Source organism: Myxococcus xanthus (genome assembly GCF_013116825.1).
GTDB lineage: Bacteria > Myxococcota > Myxococcia > Myxococcales > Myxococcaceae > Myxococcus > Myxococcus xanthus_B.
This window is the reverse complement of record NZ_JABFNS010000058.1, coordinates 26,944-50,597: the sequence shown is the minus strand read 5'-3', so window position 1 is coordinate 50,597 and position 23,654 is coordinate 26,944. Positions and strand designations below refer to the sequence as shown.

Sequence of the window (23,654 nt, the reverse complement as noted above, 5' to 3'; positions counted from 1 at the left end):
CCCGAGCCCCGCGCCCACCAGCCCGCCCACGGCCATTCCCACTGCGACCGCGGCGACGCCTTGCAGCCCCGGAACGAAGGACAGCGCGATGCCTCCCGCGATGAGCGCGATATCCACCGCGTAGGAGACAATCTCCTCCCAGTTCTTGGAGACCCAGTTCGGAAGCGTGTTGGTGAAGAAGTTCTTGATGCTGCCGAACAACCCGAAGCCCGACGGGTCCAACAGCGTCATCGGGTCATTGAGGACGTAGGCGTAGCGGTTGTACGCCCCCGTGTGTTCCTCGGGCGCGCCCAACTGCGTGTCGGCGGTGATGAAGCCGCCCAAGAGCGGGCTGTAGTAGCGCGACGACGCGTAGTAGAGCCCCGTGCTGTCCAACTCGAGCCCGGTGTACTTCCGCCGGAAGTCGTCGCTGCCCGTGCGCAGCTTCGGTGTCCCGAACGGGTCATAGTCCATGGCGCTGGACACCTGCCCCTGCTCGTTGGTGACCAGCGTGGTGCTGCGGGTGTTGCTGACGTGGAAGTAGCGCGTGCCCGGTGAGGGGACGCCCGTCTGTCCCTTCGGCGGCGTGCCCGACTCCACGCGGGTGACGGTGGCCACGAGCTGCTCACCCTCCAGCACGTAGCGGGTGTGCTGCCGCGCTCCGTTCGCGAAGGCGACGACCTCGAAGCAGGGGGCCACGTAGTACGTCGTCGACCCGGGCTCTGTCTTCGTCAGGCGCCGCCCGTCCTGGTCATACGTGAATCGCACCTCGCCCACCTGTTGGAGGCGCCGCTCGCCGTCATAGCTGAAGTGGGTGGTGACGCCCTGATACCGCAGCTCGACCAGGCTCCCATTTTCGTCGTAGCGGGTGTGCAAGGCATCCGAGCTGGCCGGGGAGAAGCCTCCGGAAATCTGGTGGCCCGAGCGCTCCATTGTCAGCCCTGCCTTGCGCGTGAGGCTGCAGGCCCCGTCATAGGCGAACTCCTGGACGCCGTAGCTTCCACCCTGGGCCTTCACCAACTGCCCCAGGGCGTCGTAGCCGAAGGTCTGGCTTTGGGGGGGCTCCAGGCGGTCCCGGATGGCGCCCACCTGCCAGAACGCATCCCATTCCAGCGTGGTGGCCGAGACGGGGCATTCGTCCTTGTCGAAGACGTCCTGCGTCAGAAGATGTCCGTCCGCCGTATAGGTCCAGGCCGTACGGACGCCGTTGCCATACCGCGCCACCCGAGGGGCGCCATTCGCGGTGAAGTCCGATTGGACCAGGTGCTCCACGCCACCCTCCGTCACCTTGAGCAGGCGCTGGAGGGCATCGCGCTGGTAGCGCACCTCGGTCTTTGTCGCATCCGGGTAGATGATGCGGGAGACGAGCCGATGGGGCGTGAAGTCCTGGCTCAGGGTGTAGTCCGTGCCGTCCAGCGTCAGCTTGACGGACGTCGTGTTTCCGTCCGCGTCGTGGCCATAGGCATACGCCGAGCCGTCGGGGAGCTGGACACCGGTCAACAGGCCCAGGGAGTGTGGGCCGGTCTGTTCGTCATAGGTGTAGTGCGTTTGCTCGTTGCCCACCTGCTTCGACGTCAGGCGCCGGAGGGCGTCGTGCCGGAAGGTGGTGACCCGACCGGTGCCGTCGGTGTGGGTCCAGGCCCGTTGGTCGTCCTGGTAGGCGTAGGTCTCTCGTGTGAAGGTGGTGCTGCCCGAGCCGGTGGTGATGCGGGTGTGGCGGTCAAGTCCGTCGTAGGTGAAGTGCGTCTCCACCTTCGGGTCCGTCGCGCTCAGCCGTCGGCCCAGGGCGTCGTGGGTGAATCGAGTAGCGTTGCCCCGATGGTCCTGGAGCTCTTCCAGGCACTCCGTGTCCCCGTAGAATCCGTGGGTCAGCGTCCGCGAACGCGGCTCCTGCGAGGTGGCTCCCTCGGTGAGGACGACCCGGTTGGCGCGGGGATACGCGTAGGTGGTGACATGGGGAGTGCTGTCGGCGCTGGAGGTCTCCCGGCGCACCACGCGCTCGTACTCGTCATAGGCGAGCGCCTGGGCGCGCTTGGGCGTGTCGCCACTGAAATAGGGCAGCGTCTGTTCCACGGGCTGGTCGTGTGCGTCGAGGACGGTGTCCTCCAGAATGGCCCGGCCAACGAGCGCCCCGTTCTCCTGTCCCTGGTTCACCGTCCGCGTGACGCGCCCGAAGCCATCTACGTATTCCGTCCGCGCCGACCAGACGTCCCGGTCCCACTCCTGGCGGGTCAACGTCTTCCGGTACCGCCCCGTCGAATCCTGCCCACGCTCGATGCGCATCGTCGCCACGAGCGAGCCACCGGGCGACGTGCGCTGGGACTCCACCGGACGGCCCAGCCCATCGTGTTGGTGGACCTCCCGTGCGCCGTTGGGCTGCGTCTGGGAGGTCAGCACGCCTGTGGCGGCGTTGTACTGGAATTCGATTTCCACGGCGCGTCCCGACACGGTGGGCGGCAGCACGCGCTTGCTCGGGAAGGTGTGGTAGGTGGCGTCGTAGTGGTAGGTGATGACGCCATTGCCCGGGTCTTCGATGCGGGTCTGGTTGCCCCAGTCATCATACTGGTAGGAATAGCGCTGCCACGTGTCGCCGCTGCTCCAACGCGAGTGGGTCTTCACGTCCCACGTCACGGGGTCGAGCGTCATGCGCTCCCACCGTAGCGTCTGATTGCCGGCCGGGTCCGCGCTGAGCCTACGCTCCGTGAGGAAGCCGAAGCGGTGCTTCGCCACGTCGTTCTCGAACACCTGAAGCGTGTGGAGCGGCGCGGAGGGGGCTCCCGTGGTGCTGTGGGTGATGGATGTGGCGTTGCCGTAGTCGTCGTATTGGAAGGTCTTGATGCGCACGCAGTCGGGCGTGTCCGACGTCGCGAACGTGTAGAGCTTCTTGCGCACCGCCGTCGTCTGGAGTTGGTGGACGCCCGCGCTGGCGGGGGTGCTGTAGTCGTACTCGGACTGGACCATGAGTGCCCGGTCCGAGGCGCGCCGGACGGTCTGGGTCTTCACCGCGTAGGTGCGAGGGAACTCCTGGTGGTAGCGCGTCTCCGTGACGACGCCGGCGGGACCCGTGTGCGGGTCCGTCTTGTTCCAGGAGGCGAAGCCCAGCCACCCACGGCCCTGGATGTTGAGCCGGGCTCCCGCGTAACTGAAGGTGTGGGCGTACTGCTGGGACGGGGAGAAGACCTGCGTGTAGGCGGACACGACGTACCGTGGGTACTGGACGCTGCGGGACGCGAAGCTCATTCCCGCGGTGCCCGTCTGGCTGGCGGGGTTGGCCGCCAGGGCATACGTGGCCCCGGAGAGCTGGTTGCTGAACAGCGACTGCGTATCCACCTGCTCCGCGTCGGGCGTCTCGCGGCGATAGACGGTGTCGTCGGTGAGCGGTTTGTAGGAGAGCTCGAAGCGTCCTCCCAGCCCATTCGTGACAGACGCCATCAGGTCCGGGTACTCCGGCGTGGCCGCCAGCAGGTGGACCGTGCCCGAGCCATCCACATGCAGTACGTCCGCCTTTCCCACGCCCGTCAGGCCCAGGGCCATGGTGGATTCACCCACTGTCACGAAGTCAGGTACCTGGGACACCTTCGCGTGGAAGCGCAGGGTGCCCCCCTCGTTGACCAGTACGGCGAGCCGCTGGGGCCGGGGCGCGCCGTCACGACGGTGCTCTCCGACAATCACCAGGTCGTCGCGCCCACTGCCCGTCACGTCCGCGGGCATGAGCTGGGGAATCGTGGCGCCGAACTGGAGGCCGGTGCTCCCCATGTCCTGGATGACGAACCCCTTGCCCGTGTTGTGGAGTGCGCGCAGGTGCAGGGTGTTCCCGTCCGTATAGGGATTGACGAGGTCGACCTGTCCATCTCCGTTCAGGTGGATGGGGATGAGGCTGCCGCCCCAGGGGATGCGGGTGCCGGAAGGAAGCAGCGGCGTACTCTGTGGCTGGAAGCCCCCTCGCTCCGGCTCCGCCTTCAGCCAGGTGAGCGCGAGGAAGCCACCGGCATTGGTGGCGTAGACGAGGTCCATCTGCCCGTTCCCATCGACGTCCAGCGGCAGCAGGTGCCCTCCGAAGGGGAGGGACGTCGTGGTCGGGCCGTGAGAGGACGGGGTGAACACGCGACCATTGGAGTACAGGACGTCTAGCTTCAGCGTGGACGCGTTGTTGGTCGCGTAGACCAGGTCCGAGCGACCGTCGCCATCGACATCGAGGGCGAGCAGCCGGCCTCCCCAGATGAGGTTGTCGGGGCCGGCGCCGTTCACCGGACCCTCGCGGACCAGGGTCCATCTGCCGTTGCGTTCGGTGGCCTTGAAGAGTGTCAGTCCCAGCTTGCCGCCGTTGTTGACGGCATAGACCAGATCCATGCGTCCGTCCGCGTCCACGTCGAGCGGACAGAAGATGCCTCCCCACACCAGGGGTGTGCCGCCCAGGTCCACCGCGTGAGGGCCATCCAGGCCTGTGCGCGTGGACAGGTACAGTTCAAGGCGGAGCTGCTGGTTGACGGGGTATGCGTGCAGCACGTCGGTGAGCCCGTTGCCGCTGACGCTCATGGGGATTCGCAGCCCTCCTGGCAGGTTCTTCCCCAGCGCGCGCGAGGGCTGCAACAGCGTGGGGTCCGACTCCGCCTGGCCCTGCCACGTGAAGGCGGTGCGGGGAAGCGACGTGTCCCGGGCCTCGGTGGAGACCGTTTGCAGCAGGGGGCGGTGGGTGGCCTTGCTCGGCTGATACTCGAATCGGTACGTCCGCACGAGCGTGTCCGCGACGAAGGTCTCGACCTGGGACAGCAGCCGGGTGATGCGGATGGGATGGCCACCCACGTAGGTGGTGGCGACCTCCGGACGGTCTGTGAAGCCGAACCGCACCTGGCGCTTCTTCGCGATGGGGCTTTTGATGTTGTCGGTGTACTCGATGAGCTTCGGGTAGTGGGCGTTGTTCTGGAGGTCCAGCTCGTACGTCACCGTCATGAAATTGCCATGCCGGTCTGTGACGCGGTTGAGGGACCAGAGCCGGATGGCGGGGACGCTGCTCGAGGCGGGGACTCGGGAATCCACGGTGGCCCCGTACTCCCATGTCTGCCCATCCCGGGTCAGGACGGTGAAGGATTGGGGGCCTCGCTGGACGTCCCATCCAGAGGGATAGTGAGGGATGACCTTTCGCCATGTCTGGATTTCGGTGTGATAGACAGCCTGGGGCTGCCCGTAGGCGCCGGACACCGCCATCAATCGCTGTCCATCCAGAATGAAGCGGTCGTCGAGGTCATAGTTGACGGAGCCGTGACGTCCGTCCTGCGCGACCGTCCGGCCGGTACGGGTGATGGACGACAGGCCACTCAGGCCAAAGCCGACGCCGAGCAGCCCGTCTCCGCCGCCACTGTTGTAGGCGATGCCCAGCGCGGGGGCGAGACCCGCCGTGCCCGGAGGGACCTTGAGCTCGAAGGCATATGCGGCGCCTCCGTCCTTGTCGACGTTGAACTGGTCCGTGAGCCTTCCCGTGCTGTCTGCCATTGAGGGTCTCCGTGCGGCGAAGTCCGCCGCCGCCAGCGCCCCAACGGGGCGCCGTGTGGATGCGCCAGCCACGCCGCGGCCGAGGCGAGAAGATGACGCTCGTTGGAATGGAGATTCGACGTGAGGGAACCGGTACTTTCAGAACAGAGACGTGACGTGGGACGTCCTTGTGTGAATCGCCCGGAGTGGAAGTGATTGTGATTCGAACAGAGCGGCAAGTCGAGTCGATGATGCGAGGATGCGACTCGCGTACGTGAGGATTGTCGCCTGGCGATCGGACTCGTGAGTGGGTTGGGACGAAGCCTCCCAGGTCCTGGGCTTGCCTCCGCAGGATTCGCCAGGGACGCGGCCCCTGTTACTTGACAACCCACGGTGCCCCCGTTACCAGAAGACAAACCGCTGACGTTCGAGGTTGATGCGCAGGAGGCCTAGAACACCCTGAGGCCCCGCCCACACACTGGGCGGACACCGGCTGTTGAGACAGCCGAATGGGGCGTCGTGTGCCCCTCTCCCGCATCAAATTGGCAGGATTCCTCCGTGAACGTCTCACGCAAGGAGCTGCGCGTCCTGAACGTGCTGGCTCAGGGCGGGCGTATTCTGAAGCACAAGGATGAGAATGGGCGGTTGACCCATGTGGCGTGTGTCACGCCAGAGGGCTGGCAGTTGTCGCTCTGCACGCTGGAGGTCTTCCAGCAGTTGAAGCGGCGAAAGCTCATCTCCTCGGTGAAGGGCGGCCCATACCTCATCACCAGGCTGGGGCTTCAAGCGCTCTGCGGAAGTTCAAAGACACGCTAGCGATGAACTCAGAATTGCCTCAAGAGGACGCACCTGGGTAACCGTTCAGGGGGAGGCCCTCGTCGCGGTGTGCAAGCCGTGGCGGATGGGCGCGAAGCCCCCTGCGACGCTGGAAGCGAAGAATGAAAGACGGGTTCGCGAACGTCTGGTGGGGCAGCAGTTCTTGGTGAAGGCGGAGGTGGTGCACGCATTCCCAGCGCTGACTGCCTCGCCAGGCGTGGCGACGCAACGGCGAAAGACGGGAGCCCGGCGGCCAACGAGCGCGGTCGCCGGCCTCGCGGAGCGGTTGCTCGGAGTGGTGCATGCGTGCCCAGGCGAGGCGATGACGGTCCTCGTCGCGGGCATGGGCGAGAAGTCTCGGGCGCATCATCAGCTGATGATGCGCCCGAAGCAGGAGGGCCCTGTGTGCAGCGCGGGTGCGCGAAACGCGACGCGGTGCTCTCCCCGGCTTGCGCAACTCGCGCCGAGGCCTGAACGGTTCTGCGTCCTCGCCCCTCCCTCCGCAGGACGGGGTGGGGGTGTCCACACGCAGGCCAGGAGCTGTTACGGCCGTCCTCTTTCGAACGGGAGAGAAGCCCCATCGGCTCGTCGTGCGCATCGCTTGCGCGTCTTGGCGCAGCTGTGACGCAGCGACCGAGTCTTGGGTAGGCACATCCCCTCGGCGCTCCCACCTCGGGTTCCATCCTGTCCGATATGGGGGCGCGGGGCGGACACAATGCCGGGTTCTCCCGCCGCGCTGTAGTAGGTTGGCGTGAATGGTACGCACTTCAAGGCTGGTGTTGCTCGGGTTCTTCATCCTCGCCTCCGCCGGGGCCTCTGCCGCGTCCGCCCAGGCTGGCGCCGCGAGGTCCATCGGGGAGGCATCAAAGCGAGTGGAGCGCGCGCGCGCCGACCTCGCGACGGCAGTGCAGCGGATCGAAGTGGAGCCGCCGCGCAACGCTGACCTCGACGCGGCCCTCGCGGCGGTGGAGGCGCTGAAGGTCGCGCTCGACGCCGGCGCGAGCTTCGAGACGGAGGACCTCGAGTACGCGAAGCTGGTCCTGGCGGCGCGCAAGCAGCTCCGGACGCAGCGGGAGTACGTCGACGAGCGCCGGGCCAAGGTCCACATCCACGAGTACCGCCGACGCATCGACGGCGCGCTCGCGCCCCTGAACGAGCGCATGGCGAAGCTCGGCCAGGGTGACCCGGGCTCCAAGGCGATGGACGAGGCCCGCGCCGCGGTGGACGCGCTCGAGAAGCTGGCGGAGGAGGGCCGGCCTCTCAAGAGCCAGGACCCGAAGTTCTCCACGTACCTCACCGAGGTCGAGGCGACCCTCGCCCGTCACCGGAAGACGCTCGACGAGCGGTGGCTGCAGCTGTCGGCGCAGAAGCAGCGGGGCCTTCTGGATGAGAGCCGCAAGACCCTGGCGAGCTCGCTCACCGAGGTGGGCAAGGCCTGGTCGGACGAGAAGTTCGCCGCCACCGACAAGGCGGTGGCCGCGCTGCAGAAGCAGCTCGAGGAGGGCAGGCCGCTCGAGGCGCAGGACAAGGCCTACCGCGCGGAGGCGGAGAAGGCCCGCGCCGAGGTCACCCAGGCCAGGCGTCGGATGGATGAGCTCGTGGCGCAGGCGGGTGTCTCGCGGGTCAAGGTGGAGCTGGAGCCCGCCCATGAAGAGCTCCGTGCATCCGCCAAGGCGCTCCGGGTGAAGCGGCCCGCGCCCGAGCAGCTCTCCGAGGCCAAGACCGCGGCGTTCGTCGTCCGGAAGCTGGTGGACAAGTACGAGCCGCAAGCGGCGAGGAGCCAGGCCATTGGCCAGTACCTCGCCGAGGTGAAGAACACGCTCGTCGAGGTGGAGGTGGCGCTCCAGGTCCGCACCCTCGACGCGGCGCGCGCCGAGGTCGTCCAGGCGCTGCGGAACGTCGAGAAGCGGTCCGTGACGGCCGAGCAGTTCGAGGAGGCGAAGACGGCGATGGTCGTCCTGGAGAAGACGCTCGAGACGGTCCACGTGAAGAACCCCGCCATCAGCCCGGTCGCCGCCGACGCACGTCAGCTCCTCAAGGATGGGCGGGTGACGATGGAGCGGCGCCGGTACGAGGTGGACCTGCAGCAGCAGCGCGCGAAGGTGGACGAGGCCCGGAAGAACGCGGTGGCGCTGGTCTCCCAGGTCCAGAAGGAGACGCCCTCGGAGGCGCAGCTCCAGGCGGCGGAGAACGCGGTCAAGCAGATTGGCGTGGTGCTGGAGGCGGGTGCCGCCCTCGTCAAGAAGGACCGTGACTACGGCCTGTACGCCAAGGAGTCGAAGGAGCGGATGGCGGAGCTGAACGACCGCATCACCCGGCGGAAGATTGTCCTGGCCGCGGCGGATGCCCGGGTCCAGCTCGCGTCCCGGCTGGCCGCCACGAAGGAGCAGCTCGAGGTCGCCAAGGCCATCTCGGCGACCGACGCCGAGGTCGAGACCGCTTCGAAGAGCGTGGACGCGATCATGCAGATGTTCGAGACGCACGCGGCGCTGGAGCGGCAGGACGCGAGCTACGCGGCGTCCGCCGAGCGGTCGCGCGCCGATTGGCTGAAGATGGTCGAGGCGCTCGAGTTCGCGAAGCAGGCGAGGGCGCTGCGCCGGCTGACCGGTGAGGCGCTGGACGTCGCCGGCAAGGCGGCGGCATCCGCCGCGTCCTCCACGGACCTGCGCAAGCGCAGGGCGCTGTACACGAGCGCGGCGGAGAAGCTCAAGGCCTGCCAGGACGAGGGCGCCCGGATGGTGAAGGAGAACGCCAGCCTCGCGGCGGTCGACGTGCTCGTGGGCGGGGTCCCCACCCAGCCCCAGGACGTGATGGCCCAGTGTGCCCAGAAGGCAGAGACCCTGCAGTTGCCCCTGAAGCGCGTCGACGTGGAGCTCCGGTTCCAGGAGGGCCAGCGGAAGGCCTACGACGCGGCGAAGGCCCACCTCTCCAAGGGGCGCAAGAACGAGGCGCTCGCGCAGCTCAACGATTGCATCGCGGAGGGGCGCATCCTCGAGAACCGATACCCCGACTTCAAGGAGCAGAAGTTCGACATCGGCGGCGCCAGCATGAGCATGCTGGAGCTGGTCCAGCTCTGCGCGAAGGAGCGCAAGGCGCTACAGCCTTCCCCTTGAGCCACCGCGCCAGGGCCCTTCGTTCAGCGTTGAATGCCGCATGGGCTACCTGGAATGCGCGCCGCTCCTGCGACCTGGAGGCGCGCATCCGGGAGCCCGTTGATTCAGTACACCACCACTGAGGCGTAGACACTGGTGCCGTTCGTGTAGGCCACCAGGGCGCCGCCGTTCGAGGGGCGTGCCGCGACTGCTGGCGCGGCGCCCGGCCGTCGCCATCCGGCTGTTACAGCCGTCTCCCGAGCGCTGATCGCCGTCGTCACGCTTGCCGAACCCGGCCCAGCACCCCTTCACCACGGACGGCTGGTAGCGACGTCTCCACCGCGTCCACCAGGTAGCGCGCGAGCACTGCGCCCCTCAGTCGCACGTAGCGATAGGGCACGTTCCCCGGGTACGCCGCCACATGCGTCCCCAGGCCCAGTTCCACCAGGTGCAACGAGCTGGAGCCGATGAAGCTCCCATCCGCCTTCAGGAAGTCCACCTGCGCCACCAGCGCCAACGACAGACCCTGGTAGTACACGCGCAGGTCGCCGGTGCCTTCCTCTCCCTGGCCCAGGTCCAGCACCAGCGCCGTGTTGAGCAAGCCCAGCAGTGTCGCGGCCTGCCCGTCCGGAGCGCCCAGCGCTGCGCTCGCGTTGAGCACCGTCGCCGTGGTGCCCGATGCCACCGCGTCCGCATACGGGTCTCACGTCAACGAGGCTTCCGGACGCTCACGCGTCAACGCACCGCCGGCCTCGGCCTCTTGCGACGCCCCATTCTCCAGAGGAAGTACCTTCTCCCCCAGGGCCTCCACGCCGCATGCTCCCAGCGACAAGGTCAGCGTCACGCCCAGCCCCCATGACCGTGGCACACCAGAACGGCGTCGCATCGACGGTCTCCCCCCGAGGAGCACGATGACGCCCTGAATGGACCGCATCCCTCATGGAATGCACGACGCCACCTCTCGCTCTCGGCTGCTCGGCGCACAAGACGCGGATGGCCGACGTCGTCGCGACATCCGCCGCCAGGCACTTGAGTGCCATGGACACAAAGTTCCTGGCATGCGTCCGCCCGCCTCCGCGAGTCGACGGGGCCGTGAGTGGGAAGGGCAGCGGTATCACTCACCCCTCCATGTGAGTGGAGCGCGCCCAGCCCATGTTTCTGCGTCTCTATGGGCAGGGCCAGGTGCTGCGCCGGGGCCGCAACGAGGGCATCCGGCTGCTGGCCTCCGCGTTCGGCGGCTGGGCCTGGGCTGAGAGCCCGCGCTGTGTAAGCACCCGGTCCAATATCCATGCGCTGGCATTCAGAGGAGAGGTGGCCGCGCTGATGTGACTCGGTGCCTGCTCTGGTTGCTGGCTGTCTGGGCGTTTCCCCAGCATGACTCCAGGGCCGCTTCGCACAAAAAACCTACCCCCACTTCTTGCCTTTTGAAGGTTGCATCGAACCCACAACCCGGCGCTTCGTGTTTACAGCGCCCATGTCGGGCCCTTTGATGAGCATTCATGTCATATTTGATTTCAAGATGGCTCATGGTGCCAGCCGCCGCATTGCGCGCCGGCTCGGCGATGGCCGGTCGGCCGTACCTCGCTGGATTGATTGGAGGTGTGCCCGATGAGAGGTGGCGCCCGAGGCCAACGTTCTGACGTGGTTGGCTCGGACCGGCACCGCGCTCGGTCTGTCACATACACGATTGTGGTTTCGCTCCGCACCTGGATGCCGCGCGGCGCGTCGGTCATGCTCGTACCGTGATGGACTCCGTCCACCATGTGCTGCCGGGTTCCGGGGGGAACCGTGATGAATCGACACGGAATGATGTGGTCAATCGGCGTGGCGCAGGCGCTCGTCGCTTCCCTGTGCGGCTGCGGCACCGAGGAGCGCTCGGGCTTGCTTCGCCAAGAGGACATGGCGCCCTGTGCGATGGCGGTGAGGCAGGACGGCACTGTCTGGGAATGCGTAACCACGGCTTCATCCACGAACCACTCATAGTCGCCCCATGGCCGCGGGCGGCGAAGGCGTCGCTGACTGCCCGTACGGAGCCAGCCGAGCCGCTGTTGGGAGCCGGTGCCAACTGGGATGCCACGAGGAATCCCCGGGAGCGAACGGTCAATCATGGAGGCATTGCCGTCCCCAAGCCCATGTGAAAGGCAATGCGAGGCGCCCTTCATGCCCCCTTCTCACCCGCAGACCTCAGACGCGGGAGTCCTGGACTCAGGGCGCTCACGCAAGGACGGCCTGGACGTGCTCCGGGCCTTGGCCATCGTTTCGGTGCTCTGTTTCCACGCCCCGGAGGCCGTGCGGCGGGCCCTGCCAGAGGTGCTCCGTGCCAGCTTCGAAGTGGGCTGGGTGGGCGTGGACCTGTTCTTCGTCCTCTCCGGCTACCTTATTGGTCGGCAGGTGTTCGCGATGGAGGACTCAGCGCCTCTGGGACTTCAGCTCCGCACGTTCTGGCTCAAGCGGTGGATGCGAACGCTTCCGCTCTACTTTGTCGTCCTCGCCTTCTATGCACTGAAGCCATGGTTGTTCGGGACACCCTTCGTGGGAGGAGGCTGGCACTACCTCGTCTTCCTCCAGAACTACGTCGGCGTGCGCGACTTCGTACAGAGCTGGTCGCTCTGTGTCGAAGAGCACTTCTATGTGGTCCTGCCGCTGCTCGCCTTCGGCCTGCGCGCCCGCTCCGCCCCCGCCTGGGCATGGCTGATGCCCTTGCTCCTGAGCTTGGGAGCAAGGGCCTGGGAGGTACTCACTCCCACGCCGGGCCTGCTGCCCGCGGAACAGTGGGTGCGATTGCAGTGGCGCACCCACCTCCACCTGGATGGACTCGCGGTAGGTGTCTTTCTCGCGAAGACCGCGCCGCGCTGGCAACGGTGGCCTCAGGCCTGGCGAAGCGCCTGCGGCGCGATGGGCGCCCTGTTGCTCGGGGTGACCTTGGCAGGGTGCGTGCCTCTCCTGCCGGAATGGGGAGGCGTGTGGATTTTCGCGGGGCTCGCGGTGGGATTTGGCGGGCTGCTCGTGGCCACGGAAGCGGTCGCGCTGCCCGTACCGCTGAGAGGCCTCGTGTACCAGGCTGCGGTCCTCTCCTATGGCACCTATCTCTGGTTCTGGGTCGTGGCACGCGTGTTCGATCGGCGAAACCTGACCTTGGGTAATTGGGGATTGGATCTGCTCGCCTTCATCACGGTGACGCATGGGGTCGCATGGGTGACCTACGTCGCGGTGGAGAGACCTGCCCTGCGGCTGCGGGATAGGCTGCTTGCGTGGCAGGCCTCGCGGGCGGAGGCGCGTGACGGGGTGGTGGCACCTGGACGCTAACGGCTCGGCAGTACAGACATCGGCGCAGGACCATTCGGGGCACCACTCACTGGGTCCTCTGGTTGGCGGGGTTGGCGCAGGTCGAAACGCAGGCCGCCGCCGGGCGAGCCTGCCTCGCCAAGCACGCCGCGGGACGGCGGCGACTCGTGGTCCCGAGGCACGGCGGAGCCTCCTCCTCGCGTCATTCGAAGGCCGAGCGCGTGCGTCCCGGCAGGTCATTCAGACAGTCATTTCGAGCGCTGCTCGAGCTTCCGCAATTCTCGCTCCACGTACTTGCGTTGCGCCGCGGTGACCTTGCGAAGCAGGAAGGCCCGATAGGCCTTGATGGCCTCAGGTCCCTTTCCCATGTCCCGAAACAGGTCTCCCCGATTCAGGTTGAGCACGTTGCGCTCGTGGCCCGTCGCGGTGAGCAGCGCCAGGCATTCGTCGAAGACAGCCTCGGCCTGGGACCACTCCTTGTGGGACCACAGCGCGAAGCCGAGGTTGTTGAGGATCTCCGCCTGGAGGTCGATGGTTGCCTCCAATTGCTGGTTCAGTTGTTCCCGCAGGGTTGCGTTCTCCACGGCGAACTCGTCCAGGGTTCCCCCAGCCATGGGCCGGCCGCTCTCAAGCCATCTTCGGTACAGCGTGGTCCACGCGCCGAGCGCCGCCTTCTGGTTCCCCGTTCTCCACTGAGTGAGCGCATCCTCGTTCGCGGCGAGCAGGCCTTGATGGGTGCGACGGAGGTCCTCCAGCTCCTTCTGGTTTTCGACCCTGTTCTTCTCCGTCAGCCGTCCGTCCGCTTGCATCTCCTCAAGCTCTGGAAGGGAGTATTGGCGACCCATGTACGACTCGCACGTGACGCCTGCCTCACCCGTCTGCGCGAACGTGCAATCACAGGTAGGAAGCGCGGTGCCCCCACCCGTCCAGCTCAGGGTGTACGCTGTCTGGGGCAGATGGAGATACAGGGCGTCGGCGGAGACGGTCTCCTCGAGACACTCGCAGATCTCCCGTGTCATGGCCTTGCTGGCCGTGGCGTTCACCTCAGGGGTGATGCTGTCGATGACCCACAGGGCGCACTCATCCTGGGGCGCAGCGAGCAGCCAGCGCGAGTTGGGCTGGTAGGACCATTTGAGCTCGCGAGCCGCTCCGTCCCTGGGACCCAGTGCCTTCTCCAGGGCGACAGCTGCCTCTGGAAAGGCCTCCACGGGGGAGCGTGCCTCATCCGGGAAGAGGGAAACGGCCCAGCCCTCCTTCATGCGCTGGAGCTGGACCAGACACCGCTGAGGAGCATTGCCGAAGCGGATCGCCGCAGAGGTCTCGCTCTTGGGTTCGGGGATGAGCCGCCCCACCGCGCCCATCGTCGGACAGCCATTGAGTGGCAGTCTCGTTCGTGCCAGGGGCGGGGCAACGAGCTGCCCCGTGCGTGGGTCCACCACGAAGAAGGCGTCATGGAAAGGGAGCTTGTCCTCGTACTGGCGGGTCCATCGGCTGGGGACGACGAAGTAGCCCACGTGAAGTCCGACCTCTGGGAGTTCGACCCAGCGCTCCTCGAAGAGGAATCGTCCGCCGCGCCAATCCTGGAAGGCGGGGGTCTTCTTGAGGTTCGCCGACGAAATCTCCGGGGAGGGCGCGGGCGCGACGGCGACCAGGAGTGGCAGGAGGAGTGGGAGCATGCGCGGTCAGTGAATGTAGTCCTGGCGCGGCCTTCGCGTGAAGTCCGCGACCCAGTGGAGTTGCCCACGTTCATTCATTGGCGGAGCGGGACTCTCTTCAGCGTGGGACTCGACCGCCCGCATTCACGGCAGAGGCCTGCCTGCCCTCTGCGCTGTCGCTCGCATCAGGGTTTCGACCTCGACGCGGGAGCTACCGCGCCAGGCAGCGCGACCTCCGACGGGGGCAGCTTCGAGAAGACGGAGCCCGCGGAGCGGAGGGAGATGCGCTGATAGCGCGCATAGGCCTCCACGAGTGCCGTGCGCATGGCCTTGGACTCCGTGGGCCCATGGCGCGCCACGGTGCTGGCCAGCGCCTCCAGCAGATAGGCTTCGGGTGCCATCAGCGTTCGCGTGAGCGCGATGGGGCTTGCGCCCAGCGTCTTCAGCACCGGACCGAAGTATTGCTCGCTCATGCAGGCCAGGACGACCACGGGCCTGGGCGTGGCTCCCGGCGGTGCAGCCACTCGGGGAGGCTCGCGGTCCATGAGCCGGTCATGTCCGGCCCACACCAACAGGTCGGCGCGACTCGCGCCCGCCGCCGCACGCAGGAAGTCCTCCAGCGCCGTGTCTATCGCGTCGCCCGCGTAGGCGCGGAGCCGCAGCCGCACGGGCCGCTCTCCCTTCGCCGCGGTCCGCTCCAGGACGAGCTCGCGCAGTACCGCGGCCCCTTCGGGTCCCGGCTCTCGGCTCACCATCTTGAATCCAGGCGCCCGTGAGAGGAATCGCTCCGCACCGTATATCGCTCCCCAGTAGAGGTTCGTCTCCAGCGCGCGCGGGGCCCCCGCGGGAGGGAGGCCGCACTGGAGCAACGCGTTGTCACACAGTGGGACGAAGACCTCGACCTCCACCGGAGGTACGGCCAACAGGCTCAGCAACACGACAGTCAGCACAGCGGACCTCCAGCGGGTGCTTACACGTGACACCCGTGGCGAATCCACCGTTCCGTCGCGCAAGCCACTCGCCCCTCCCATGGCTTGCCCGACGGCTCCGTGCGTCGGGGGGGGCAGACCAGGGGCCCCGCGGAGCCATCCGGCGACGCGACGCGCATCTCCCATGAGCGCGCGCCTGCCTTGGCCCGTATGTCATTCCACAGCGAGCCGCTGGCCGTCTGAAAGGTGGGCTCTTCACTCTATTTGGAGCGTTCCTCGACTACAGGTACGACGTGAGCCGGGCGTCTGTGTTCCGTTGGCGCCGCCCCGGCTGAACAACTGCTGCACCTTCGTCGAAGACCTGCTGGTGAACGGCGGCCGTCGCGAGCTGCCTTGCCTGGGAGGCGGTGGCCCCCACCTTGGAGGCCTTCTTCGCGTCCTGGAGGCCCTTGGTGAGCGGGGCCTGCGCGAGCGCCCGCTGCGCCGCCTCCTGGGCCCTGCGGCGGGCCTCCTCGGCGGCGCGACGGGCTGCCTCCGCCGCGCGCCGAGCGGCCTCCTCCGCCGCACTGCTCGCGGTAGAAGCGCCGGCTGAAGAGACACCACCTGTGACGCGCGTCGCCATGCTCATTGCTCCAGGATTCACGGACGTGGAGTTGGAGTTGGAGTTCGGTCCTGGATTATTTGAAAGCACGGTCCAAAGTTGCCTGGCGATGTGAAAGAAACATCGTTGGCCCGAACCCTGGACCGGGCCAGCGCGGGCGCGTGGGGCGCCCTCGTCCGAGGAGGTGAGGCGCGTCTCAGAGCGTCAGGCCGACCAGCGGGGCCGAGGCGACATCCGGGACGAGGCTGAGCCGCCGTCCCGCGTTTGTCGTCTGTCCAGTGGGCACGCACATCCAGCCCGACGAGGTGCCCCAGACGTGGATGATGGTCCCGTTGTGGTTGGCAACCAACTGCGGCCAGCCGTAGGCGGCGCGGCCGGCGATGGGCGTCCCAGTGGGCAGGGATGCCGTGGTCGGTATCCGGTTCCACCTCCCGTTTGCCCCGAAGATGTGGTGCACTCGGCTGAACTCCAGCGACAGGCCTTGCAGGCTTCCATCCGGCTGAATGACGGCGACCAGGTCGGCGCCGGGCTGCAGGTCCACCTGGGTGTCACCCTTGTGCCAGCCGGAACCGTCAGCCCAGACATGGAACAGCCGGCCGTTGTCGTTGAACAGTCCATGCAGGTCCGTGCCATTGGCCGTCATCGAGAAGGTGCAGTTGCCCGACACCGTCACGGACGACGGGAACTTCTTCCAGCCATTGCCGTCGAAGGTGTGCCAGAGCCGTCCGTCCTCGAGGGTAAAGATTTGGGGCGAGGCATTGGCTGGAGTCCGCAGCACGTTGAGCGGAGCCCCCGGGGCCATCGCCAGGCCACTGCTCATCGTGGTCCAGCCGTTGCTGCCGGCATACACAAGCATCATCACGCCGTCGACGTTCGCCATGGCACGCGGCGACTGTCCAGGGCCCGGCGAGAACGCCCCGTAGGTCGTGTTGCCCGGCAGCACGAGGTTGCTGAGCATGTGGGCCCAGCCTCCTGCAGTGCCGAGATGACCGAGGCGCCGGTCCTCCAAGGGCAGACCGCCCCCGGTGCCGCCGCTGCCGGCGCCGACGTAGTCGAGCGGGTTCACCCGGGTGCCGCCGGCGGTCACCAGATGCCAGTGCAGATGTGGACCCGTCGAGGACCCGGAGCCGGGTGCGCCCGCAGCGCCCCCGGAGTACCCGACGATTTCTCCCTGTTGGACGTAGCGCTGGCCACCGTTGAAGCCGGACAGGTGGAGGTACTGGCTCCTCATGCCGTTGGCCATCACGATGGTCGCGGTGTAGCCGCCCGTGCCGTTGTTCCAGTCGATCAGGAGTTGACCCGATGCGCAGGCCGGGAGCGGCGTACCCACGCCCATCACGTAGTCGATGCCGCCCAGGGAACCTCGGTTGACGTGGTCCCACCACCCATCCGAGATGGAGTAGCCAGCGAATGGGTTGATGATTGTCTCTGCGGCGTGGGCGGTGCCAACCAGCAGACCAGACCCGCCGAAGGCGGCGAAGCCGGCCGCGACACTGCCGGCATGCAGAAGGGAGCGCCGGGAGAATTGGCGAGGGTTGCGGGACTTGGGAGACATCATAACCTCCAGTGGGGATGGGGAGAGGTCGTGAAGACTGCGGCTCGCTTTGTCACGGACTGTGGCCCGCCCAGGCAGTGGAACCGCCGCGAGTTATTGGCCTCAGGAGGTGCGACAATAGCTTCGTCGAATCGAGATAATTCAGATGTGCGTGGAAATGGCGAGTGTCCGTGCTGGCGTCGCTCGAGCACCCGGTGACAGGCAAGGGACCCGCGCGCATCCGGAGAAAATTATCTGAGCCGATATCGTTTTGTTTCCGCCCAGCATGCTTGTTGGCGTTGTCCCTGATGATGTGCGCGCACGCGTCGAGGGGGCGACTGACCGGGTGGGTTGAACAATTCCGGCGGACTGGGACGAGTGTCCGAATCAGCCCCCACGACCGGGGGTTGGGTATCACCCGCACTCCAATGGCCGAGACGCTCGAGGCCCGCTTCGGTCCGGGCACCGCCAAGGCGCCTCCATCCGCACCGAGGGCTCAGGCTGAAGTCACCCCGCGAGTTCCGCACTGCGAAGTCTCAACCCTGAGCTGTCCGAGTTGACGGGGGCAACTCCATGTGCCCCCTCCGCCTGACGATGCGTGCTGAGAGACGCGGTCACCCGCCCGAAGCGCTTCGTTTCGGAGCGGGGACATTCTCGCTGGGCGCAGGTGTAGGGGGCGGTAGCGTGCCGCCAACAATGCGAAAGACCCGGTGGAGAGAGAGCAGGTATCCGGCTTTCATCCCCTGCCCACTCAGGGTCCACACGGTGCGCCGGTTGGCACTGTTGAGCACCCGTGCCAGGACGGTGCGCGCGGGCTCCTGGGTGACAGCATCCACGGTAGTGGGTGTCTCCAACTGGAGTCCGGGCGTGTTCCCGAGTTCGACTCGTGTCCCGCTCTGTCGGGTGACCTCGGCGCAGAGGGCCCGGAGGACCTCTCCCAGGGAACGCTCCTGACGAGACATTGTGATGGGAGTGTCCAGGGGAGAGCCCTGCACGGGCGTGATGTGCCAGAGCCCCCCGGCCCACACCAGGCGGAAGCGCGGGGCATCCTTTCCCACCTGTTGGGCAAGGAGTCGCGTCAGCACCTCCTCCTGAAGCTTCACGTCCGCTCGGGTCGCCTCCGTCACGGTGTAGGTCAGGTCGAGGGGGCTCGCTGCCGGAAGAGCCCCCAGCGGTTCTTCGTAGGTGATGCCCCAACCCTCTCGCGTCTCCAGCCGTTTCGCGGCGGTGGCGAGCGGCTGGGGGGAGTCCTTGATCGTGAGTCGGACTTCTTCGCTCCAGGCAGTCCCCCCGGAAAGAAAGACACTCAACAGAGTGGCGGCACGAATCCCAGATTGCCTCATGGACATGACATGGCTCCTTTGGTGTGAAAGCGCATGGCAAGTGTCGTGCCGTGGGGAAGCCCGTGGAATTCCTGGCAGGTGCGGTGCCTTTTCAGTGGGAGCCGCGACAGTTTGTCATGGGAAGGGGAACCCAGAATGCGTGAGGGCGGGCGGACTGCTCCCCAGGCATGATGCCGACGCAGATGAAGCGGTTGGAGGGCGAACTGGAGCGCCTCCTCGCGTCGACGTTCTCAGGCCTGGGCCTGCTACTCGAAGATGACCCAGTGACCGTATTTGGGGGCGGCACGCCCCTGAGTCAGGGGCGTTGTCGCCTCGGCCGGTGCGCCTTGCTCGCTCGCACCTCGTCCACCACGTCCAGCGTCAGCTCATCACTGGGTGATGGCGCCGAACTCCGCCTCGGCCGGCTCGATTTTCGCCTCCGGGTTGGTCCACACGAAGGGGATGCCCGGCTGCCGGTAGTGCGTGGCCGGAATGTCCTGGGAGAGCTGCGCGTGAAGTTCGGGCAGTTGAGACCAGTGCAGCCCGTGCTTCGCGTGGTGTGCGGTGTGGTAGCCCAGGTTGCCGGTCATCAGGTTGTAGCCCTTGTGCAGGATGTTGTACGAGGCGTGGGTGTGCTCCGTCGCTTCCAGCCCCACGTGGTGGAAGTAGGTGGCCCAGACGGTGACGTAGAGCGACACCGCCATGGGCAGCAGGAACACCCAGAGGGCGTTGTACCAGTCGTGCCAGAACAGCACGCCGAGCAGTGCCACCTGGAGCGCGCCCATGGCCAGGAAGACGCGCATCACCTTGGGATATGAGCGGCCCACGCGGAAGGCGCGGGGATAGGCGACGAGCGTGTTGAAGACGGAGTACTCCACCTCGCCCATGGTGGACCCGTCGCGGCGCTTCCATCCCGATTCGTCCTGGGTCTGGTCCAGGTAGTTGCGGTGGTGGCCCAGCACGTGGTGCAGGAACCACGCATGGGACGTCACGCCCGTCTGGAAGCCGAAGATGACCTCCAGGAGTCGGTTGGGCAGCGCATGCCGGAACATGGGGACATGCTGGTGGTGGTGGTTCCACGCGCTGATCCACCCCTTGGGAATCACTCCCAGGGCGAGCCAGAGGATGGGGAACCACCAGCTTCGCGCCGTGAAGAAGACCGTCAGGTCCAGGGCGAACACCAGGGTGAACAGCAGGACGGGGATGCGGTCTCGGGGATGTCGGAACAAGGTCATGCGGATTCCACTGCGGGGGGAGGAGGGGCTCCCGTGGGAGGGTGAAGGGTCTGCCCCTGGCGTGCGACGAGCTTGCCCGTGACACCCTGGGGACGCACCACGCCGAAGAAGAAGCCCTCCTCGAAGGGCTCCGTCGAGTCGACGTGGACGCGCGCGCGGGCGGAGACGGTGGCCAGGGCCGTGCGCAGGAACACGATGGCGAAGTCCCCGGCCACGCAGGCCCGAGGCCCCCGGCCGAAGGGGAAGAAGTGGCCGCTGCCGTGCGGATTCCGGGCCGCCCCCCCGTCGAGCCAGCGCTCCGGGGCGAACGTCTCCGGGTCCGTCCAGTGGCTGGGGTCCCGGTGCAGGTGCTGGTTGGAAATCATGAGCGTCGTGCCCGGCGGCAGCGTGACTTCCGCCAACCGCGTCGGCGTGGGCGGCGTGCGGCGCAGGAAGATGCGCACCGCGGGCAGGATTCTCAGGGCCTCGTATGCCACGGCTTCGCCCCAGGGCGCGTCCTTCAGGCGCTCCAGGGTGAGCGGCCCCTGCCCCAGCGCGGCGGACTCCAGCGCCAGCCGCTCCTCGGTGGCGGGGTACTTGTTCAGCTGGTGGAAGGCGCCCACCAGGGTGGTGCTCGAGGAGAACACGCCTCCGAAGAAGAACCCGCCGAGCAGGTTCGCGTGCACCCCGTCATCGAGCTGGGGCATCTCGCGCAGCGTCCACGACATCAGGTCCACGCGGTGCGGCGCCGGGTCCTTCCGCGCCGCGCGAACCTTGTCCAGGAACAGGCCGTAGAAGCGCTCCTTCGCATCCGCGAAACCCTTGGGCGGTGAGACGAACTTCAACGGCAGCTTGGCCTGGATGCGCGCGTCGGCCGCCGCCGCCAGGAGCATGAAGTCGTCGTACACGGACGTGGGCAGCTTCTCGCCCACCGTGGCCACGCAGAACGCGTCGAACGTCAGCTTGCGCAGCGTGGGCGTCAGGTCGATGGAGGGCTGCTGGAGGAGCGCCTCCACCGACTCGAGGATGGCCGCGCGCAGGGGCTCCACCTGGGCTGCCTGCCAGGCGGGCGTCCAGGGCTGGGCGAGCGGATCCGTGGCGTGCTTGCGGGCCCAGTCCTCGCCCTGCTGGGCGATGAAGGGCGTGTCGTCCGTGACGGAGTGGCGAATCTGGTCGCCGATGTTGCCCTTCTCGAACTCCAGCCGGCGCGTCTCCAACACCTCGTGGATGAGGGTGGGGTCATTGAGCACCAGGGCCGGGCTGGGCCCCAGCCAGGCGACGGCGACGGGGCCGTAGGTGCGCGCGTAGCGGGCGCAGACGTCCCACGGCTGGGCGCCGAGGAAGTCGCCGATGTTGCCCAGAATCCCCGGCGGGGGGCCGGGCAGGCTGGCCAGGGGCTTGCGCCGGCCACCGAAGAACAGGCTGAAGAGACCTCGAGAGAGCAGGTTGGGCATGAGCGTGTATCTCCAAGGGCTCAGACGGTGATGCCGCAGGGAATCCGGTCGGGACGCAGGACGGTGTAGGGCACCTCGGCGCCCGCGTTGCGCGCCTCCACCGCCTCGCGCTGGGCGCGCAGGCGCTCCTGGAACCGCTGGCGGATGGCCACCAGCTCCGGCTCGTGGAAGTACTCCTCGCGCCAGCCGCCCTCGTGCAGCAGGTACTCCTCGTCGTCTCCAAAGCTGGAGAGCGCCCGCCCGATGGCGACCTGCCAGAGCATCTGGGACTTGGTGGGAATCATCTCGGGGATGTCCTCGGCGCGCAGTGTCCCCTTCTGCCGGGGGGGCTCCCGGCGCATGCTCAGGGGCGCATTCGGTACGAAGGCGTAGTGCTCGTATTGCAGGTAGTTCACCGCCGCGTGCTGCACGCTGACCGTGAAGAGGACGGTGGTGAGGATGTCGACCAGGTCGTCGACGCGGCGCAGCTCCCGGCACGGCAGCTTGTCCGCGGGCAGCCCGTGCTCGGTGAGGTCCTTCCACCATTGCTGCATCTCGGTGTCGGCCTCGAGGTCGGCATCGGTCCGGTAGAAGTGCCTGAGGACGCCGCCGACGTACTCCTCGAACGCGTCCCACAAGGGCAGGGCGTCGTCGCGGTACGGGTAGTTGGGGAGCACGGCCGGGTCCAGCACGCCCCGCCGCGCGAGGTCCTGACGGGGATTGTTGTCCGCCAGCGTCCAGCGCTGGAAGCCCTTCTTGCCCAACTGGAGGTGGCCCTTGTCGGGGCCGCCCGTCGCGATGAAGTCGTCGAACACCCCGCCCGCGTCGAGCAGGCCCTTGCGTGCGCCCTCGTTGATGGCGAGCGTGTAGCGGAAGTGCCGCCGCAGCAGCTTGTAGACGGGGTGCGGGTCCGGCAGGTTGCGCATCGTCGCCACGACGAACGGCTCCGCCACGAAGTGTGTGCGCAGCGCGTGTGTCACCATCTGGTGCGAGTTGCCCTCGCTGCACCGGAGGTAGATTTTCGCGGCGAGCCAGTCGTACGCGTCATCGTTCGGCGTGAAGACGGGGTCCTGCTGTGCGTCCCGCCCGAGCTGGATGGCCAGGGGCCGCAGCTGATGCTGGTCGTCCAGGTACAGCAGGCAGCGCGCCGCGGGAGCCCAGCGCCGCTCCTCGACGCCGTCCTCGCCGACCTTCCGGTACATCCTGATGTCGTCGAGGATTTCGAAGTCGAGCAGGAAGATGCGCTTGGCGTCGAGCGCACTGGCCAGCGTGGCGCCGGGCGACAAGAGGCCCCGGACGTCGTCGTCGGTGAGCGGCATGCCCTGCGGCAGACTGGGGACGAGCGTGATGTGGAGGGGGGCGATGCCCTGGATGGCCTGCCGCGCGAACTCGACGTCGTCCTTCCAGCGCTGGGCGAGCTGGGGCACCTCCAGGTGCTTGAAGAAGTCGAAGATGTCCACCAACCCGTTCCAGGCCCGGGTCAGCATGGGCAGGTTCAGCTTGATGGCCGCCAGCGTCTTGGCGATGACCACTTCGTAGCTGCCCTCCGTCAGGCCCCGGTAGAGCTCGTCCTTCGGCAGGGGCCTCCCCTCGCTGAGGTCGAGCGCGCCGGGGAGCCCCTCGGTCAGCTCAGGCGCGCGCCACGGGTACATCCGCTGGCGGGCCTCGAGCAGCTCGCGCCGCGCCGTGGACTCGCGCTTGCTGCCTGCCTGGCGAGCGATCTTCGCGCTCCCTTCGAGCACGTCGACCGTGGCGCCGCCCAGCACCCACCGGTAGAAAGGGAAGCGCCACTGCTTCTCTCCGGCCGTGACGGTTGCCCAGTCGAGCAGCCAGTCGGCCGCCACGCCGCCCGCGTTGCTGAAGCGCAACAGGACCAGGTCACCGACGTCCTCGCAGGAGAGGGCGTATTCGTCCTCCGCGCCCGCCTCGAAGTCGTTGTGGAAGTGCTTGTCCAGCACGCAGGGGGCGCTCTGTCCTCGCGTGCCCACGAGGACGATGGAGATGTTCGCATCCGTCCCCGCGCCGAGCTTCGTGCCCGTCCGAATCGTGAGTTTGTACTCGACAGTCATGGAACCCTCTGTGTAGCGGGCGCAGACCGTAGAACGAGAAAAGTAGGACCTCAAGCCATGGTATCCTCCCCAGGGAATGAAGCCGGCGTCGCTCAGCGCAGGAACGCATTGAACTCGCGTCTGACGTGAGCGCGCGTGTGACCCGGAGAGGTGGGGCTGATGACAGACGTTGGGACGGGCGCGCCCGCGGCATGGGGACGGGGATGATGTTCGCAGGGCTGCGCCGATGGATGGGCTCTCTCGGGGGTAAAGGACG

14 protein-coding genes are annotated in these 23,654 nt (G+C 67.3%); 4 read left to right on the top strand and 10 right to left on the bottom strand.

The window, feature by feature from the left end:
• Window positions 1–5,469: RHS repeat-associated core domain-containing protein (locus HNV26_RS18590; protein ID WP_171452842.1), on the bottom strand; the 5,469-nt coding region annotated here is incomplete at its 3' end.
• Window positions 5,470–6,006: 537 nt separating this feature from the next.
• On the opposite strand from HNV26_RS18590, the gene HNV26_RS18585 reads away from it, so the two are divergent.
• Together HNV26_RS18585 and HNV26_RS18580 are read left to right on the top strand one after the other, a co-directional pair.
• Window positions 6,007–6,264, top strand: a complete 258-nt coding sequence (locus tag HNV26_RS18585; protein ID WP_020477688.1) for a YjhX family toxin — start codon at window positions 6,007–6,009, stop codon at window positions 6,262–6,264.
• 755 nt (window positions 6,265–7,019) lie between these two features.
• The gene (locus HNV26_RS18580; protein ID WP_171439747.1) at window positions 7,020–9,377 is read left to right on the top strand and encodes a hypothetical protein; all 2,358 of its coding nucleotides are present in this window, start codon (window positions 7,020–7,022) and stop codon (window positions 9,375–9,377) included.
• Window positions 9,378–9,633: 256 nt separating this feature from the next.
• Here the strand turns inward: HNV26_RS18580 and HNV26_RS38485 are convergent, their stop codons facing one another.
• Window positions 9,634–10,041: a hypothetical protein gene (locus HNV26_RS38485; protein ID WP_253816760.1), complete on the bottom strand. Its 408-nt coding sequence runs from the start codon at window positions 10,039–10,041 to the stop codon at window positions 9,634–9,636.
• 18 nt (window positions 10,042–10,059) lie between these two features.
• A complete protein-coding gene (locus HNV26_RS38480; RefSeq protein ID WP_253816759.1) occupies window positions 10,060–10,242 on the bottom strand; it encodes a hypothetical protein in 183 nt (60 codons plus the stop codon).
• A 266-nt stretch (window positions 10,243–10,508) separates the two neighbouring features.
• Here HNV26_RS38480 and HNV26_RS18570 point away from each other — a divergent pair, with 266 nt between their 5' ends.
• Complete coding sequence (locus HNV26_RS18570) at window positions 10,509–10,685, top strand: hypothetical protein (RefSeq protein WP_171439746.1); 177 nt, start codon at window positions 10,509–10,511, stop codon at window positions 10,683–10,685.
• Between the two features lie 831 nt (window positions 10,686–11,516).
• Window positions 11,517–12,662 carry an acyltransferase family protein gene (locus HNV26_RS18565; RefSeq protein WP_253816757.1) on the top strand — a complete coding sequence of 382 codons (1,146 nt, stop codon included), beginning with the start codon at window positions 11,517–11,519 and terminating at the stop codon, window positions 12,660–12,662.
• Between the two features lie 227 nt (window positions 12,663–12,889).
• On the opposite strand, the gene HNV26_RS18560 is transcribed toward HNV26_RS18565, so the two are convergent.
• The 7 genes from HNV26_RS18560 to HNV26_RS18530 form a co-directional block, all read right to left on the bottom strand.
• A complete protein-coding gene (locus tag HNV26_RS18560; RefSeq protein WP_171439745.1) occupies window positions 12,890–14,317 on the bottom strand; it encodes a tetratricopeptide repeat protein in 1,428 nt (475 codons plus the stop codon).
• 164 nt (window positions 14,318–14,481) lie between these two features.
• Entirely contained in the window at window positions 14,482–15,246 is a 765-nt protein-coding gene (locus HNV26_RS18555) for a hypothetical protein (RefSeq protein WP_171439744.1), read from the bottom strand.
• A gap of 259 nt (window positions 15,247–15,505) precedes the next feature.
• Window positions 15,506–15,847 (bottom strand): hypothetical protein, encoded by a 342-nt coding sequence (locus HNV26_RS37925; protein WP_216612481.1) that lies wholly within the window; start codon window positions 15,845–15,847, stop codon window positions 15,506–15,508.
• A 175-nt stretch (window positions 15,848–16,022) separates the two neighbouring features.
• Window positions 16,023–17,381 carry a M23 family metallopeptidase gene (locus tag HNV26_RS18545; protein ID WP_171439807.1) on the bottom strand — a complete coding sequence of 453 codons (1,359 nt, stop codon included), beginning with the start codon at window positions 17,379–17,381 and terminating at the stop codon, window positions 16,023–16,025.
• Window positions 17,382–19,071: 1,690 nt separating this feature from the next.
• The gene (locus HNV26_RS18540; RefSeq protein ID WP_171439743.1) at window positions 19,072–19,917 is read right to left on the bottom strand and encodes a fatty acid desaturase family protein; all 846 of its coding nucleotides are present in this window, start codon (window positions 19,915–19,917) and stop codon (window positions 19,072–19,074) included.
• On the bottom strand, window positions 19,914–21,350 hold the full coding sequence (locus HNV26_RS18535) for a cytochrome P450 (protein ID WP_171439742.1): 1,437 nt from the start codon (window positions 21,348–21,350) through the stop codon (window positions 19,914–19,916). Before HNV26_RS18535 ends, HNV26_RS18540 begins: the two co-directional genes overlap by 4 nt.
• Before the next feature lie 20 nt (window positions 21,351–21,370).
• Window positions 21,371–23,398, bottom strand: a complete 2,028-nt coding sequence (locus HNV26_RS18530; protein WP_171439741.1) for a lipoxygenase family protein — start codon at window positions 23,396–23,398, stop codon at window positions 21,371–21,373.
• Window positions 23,399–23,654 lie beyond the last annotated feature (256 nt).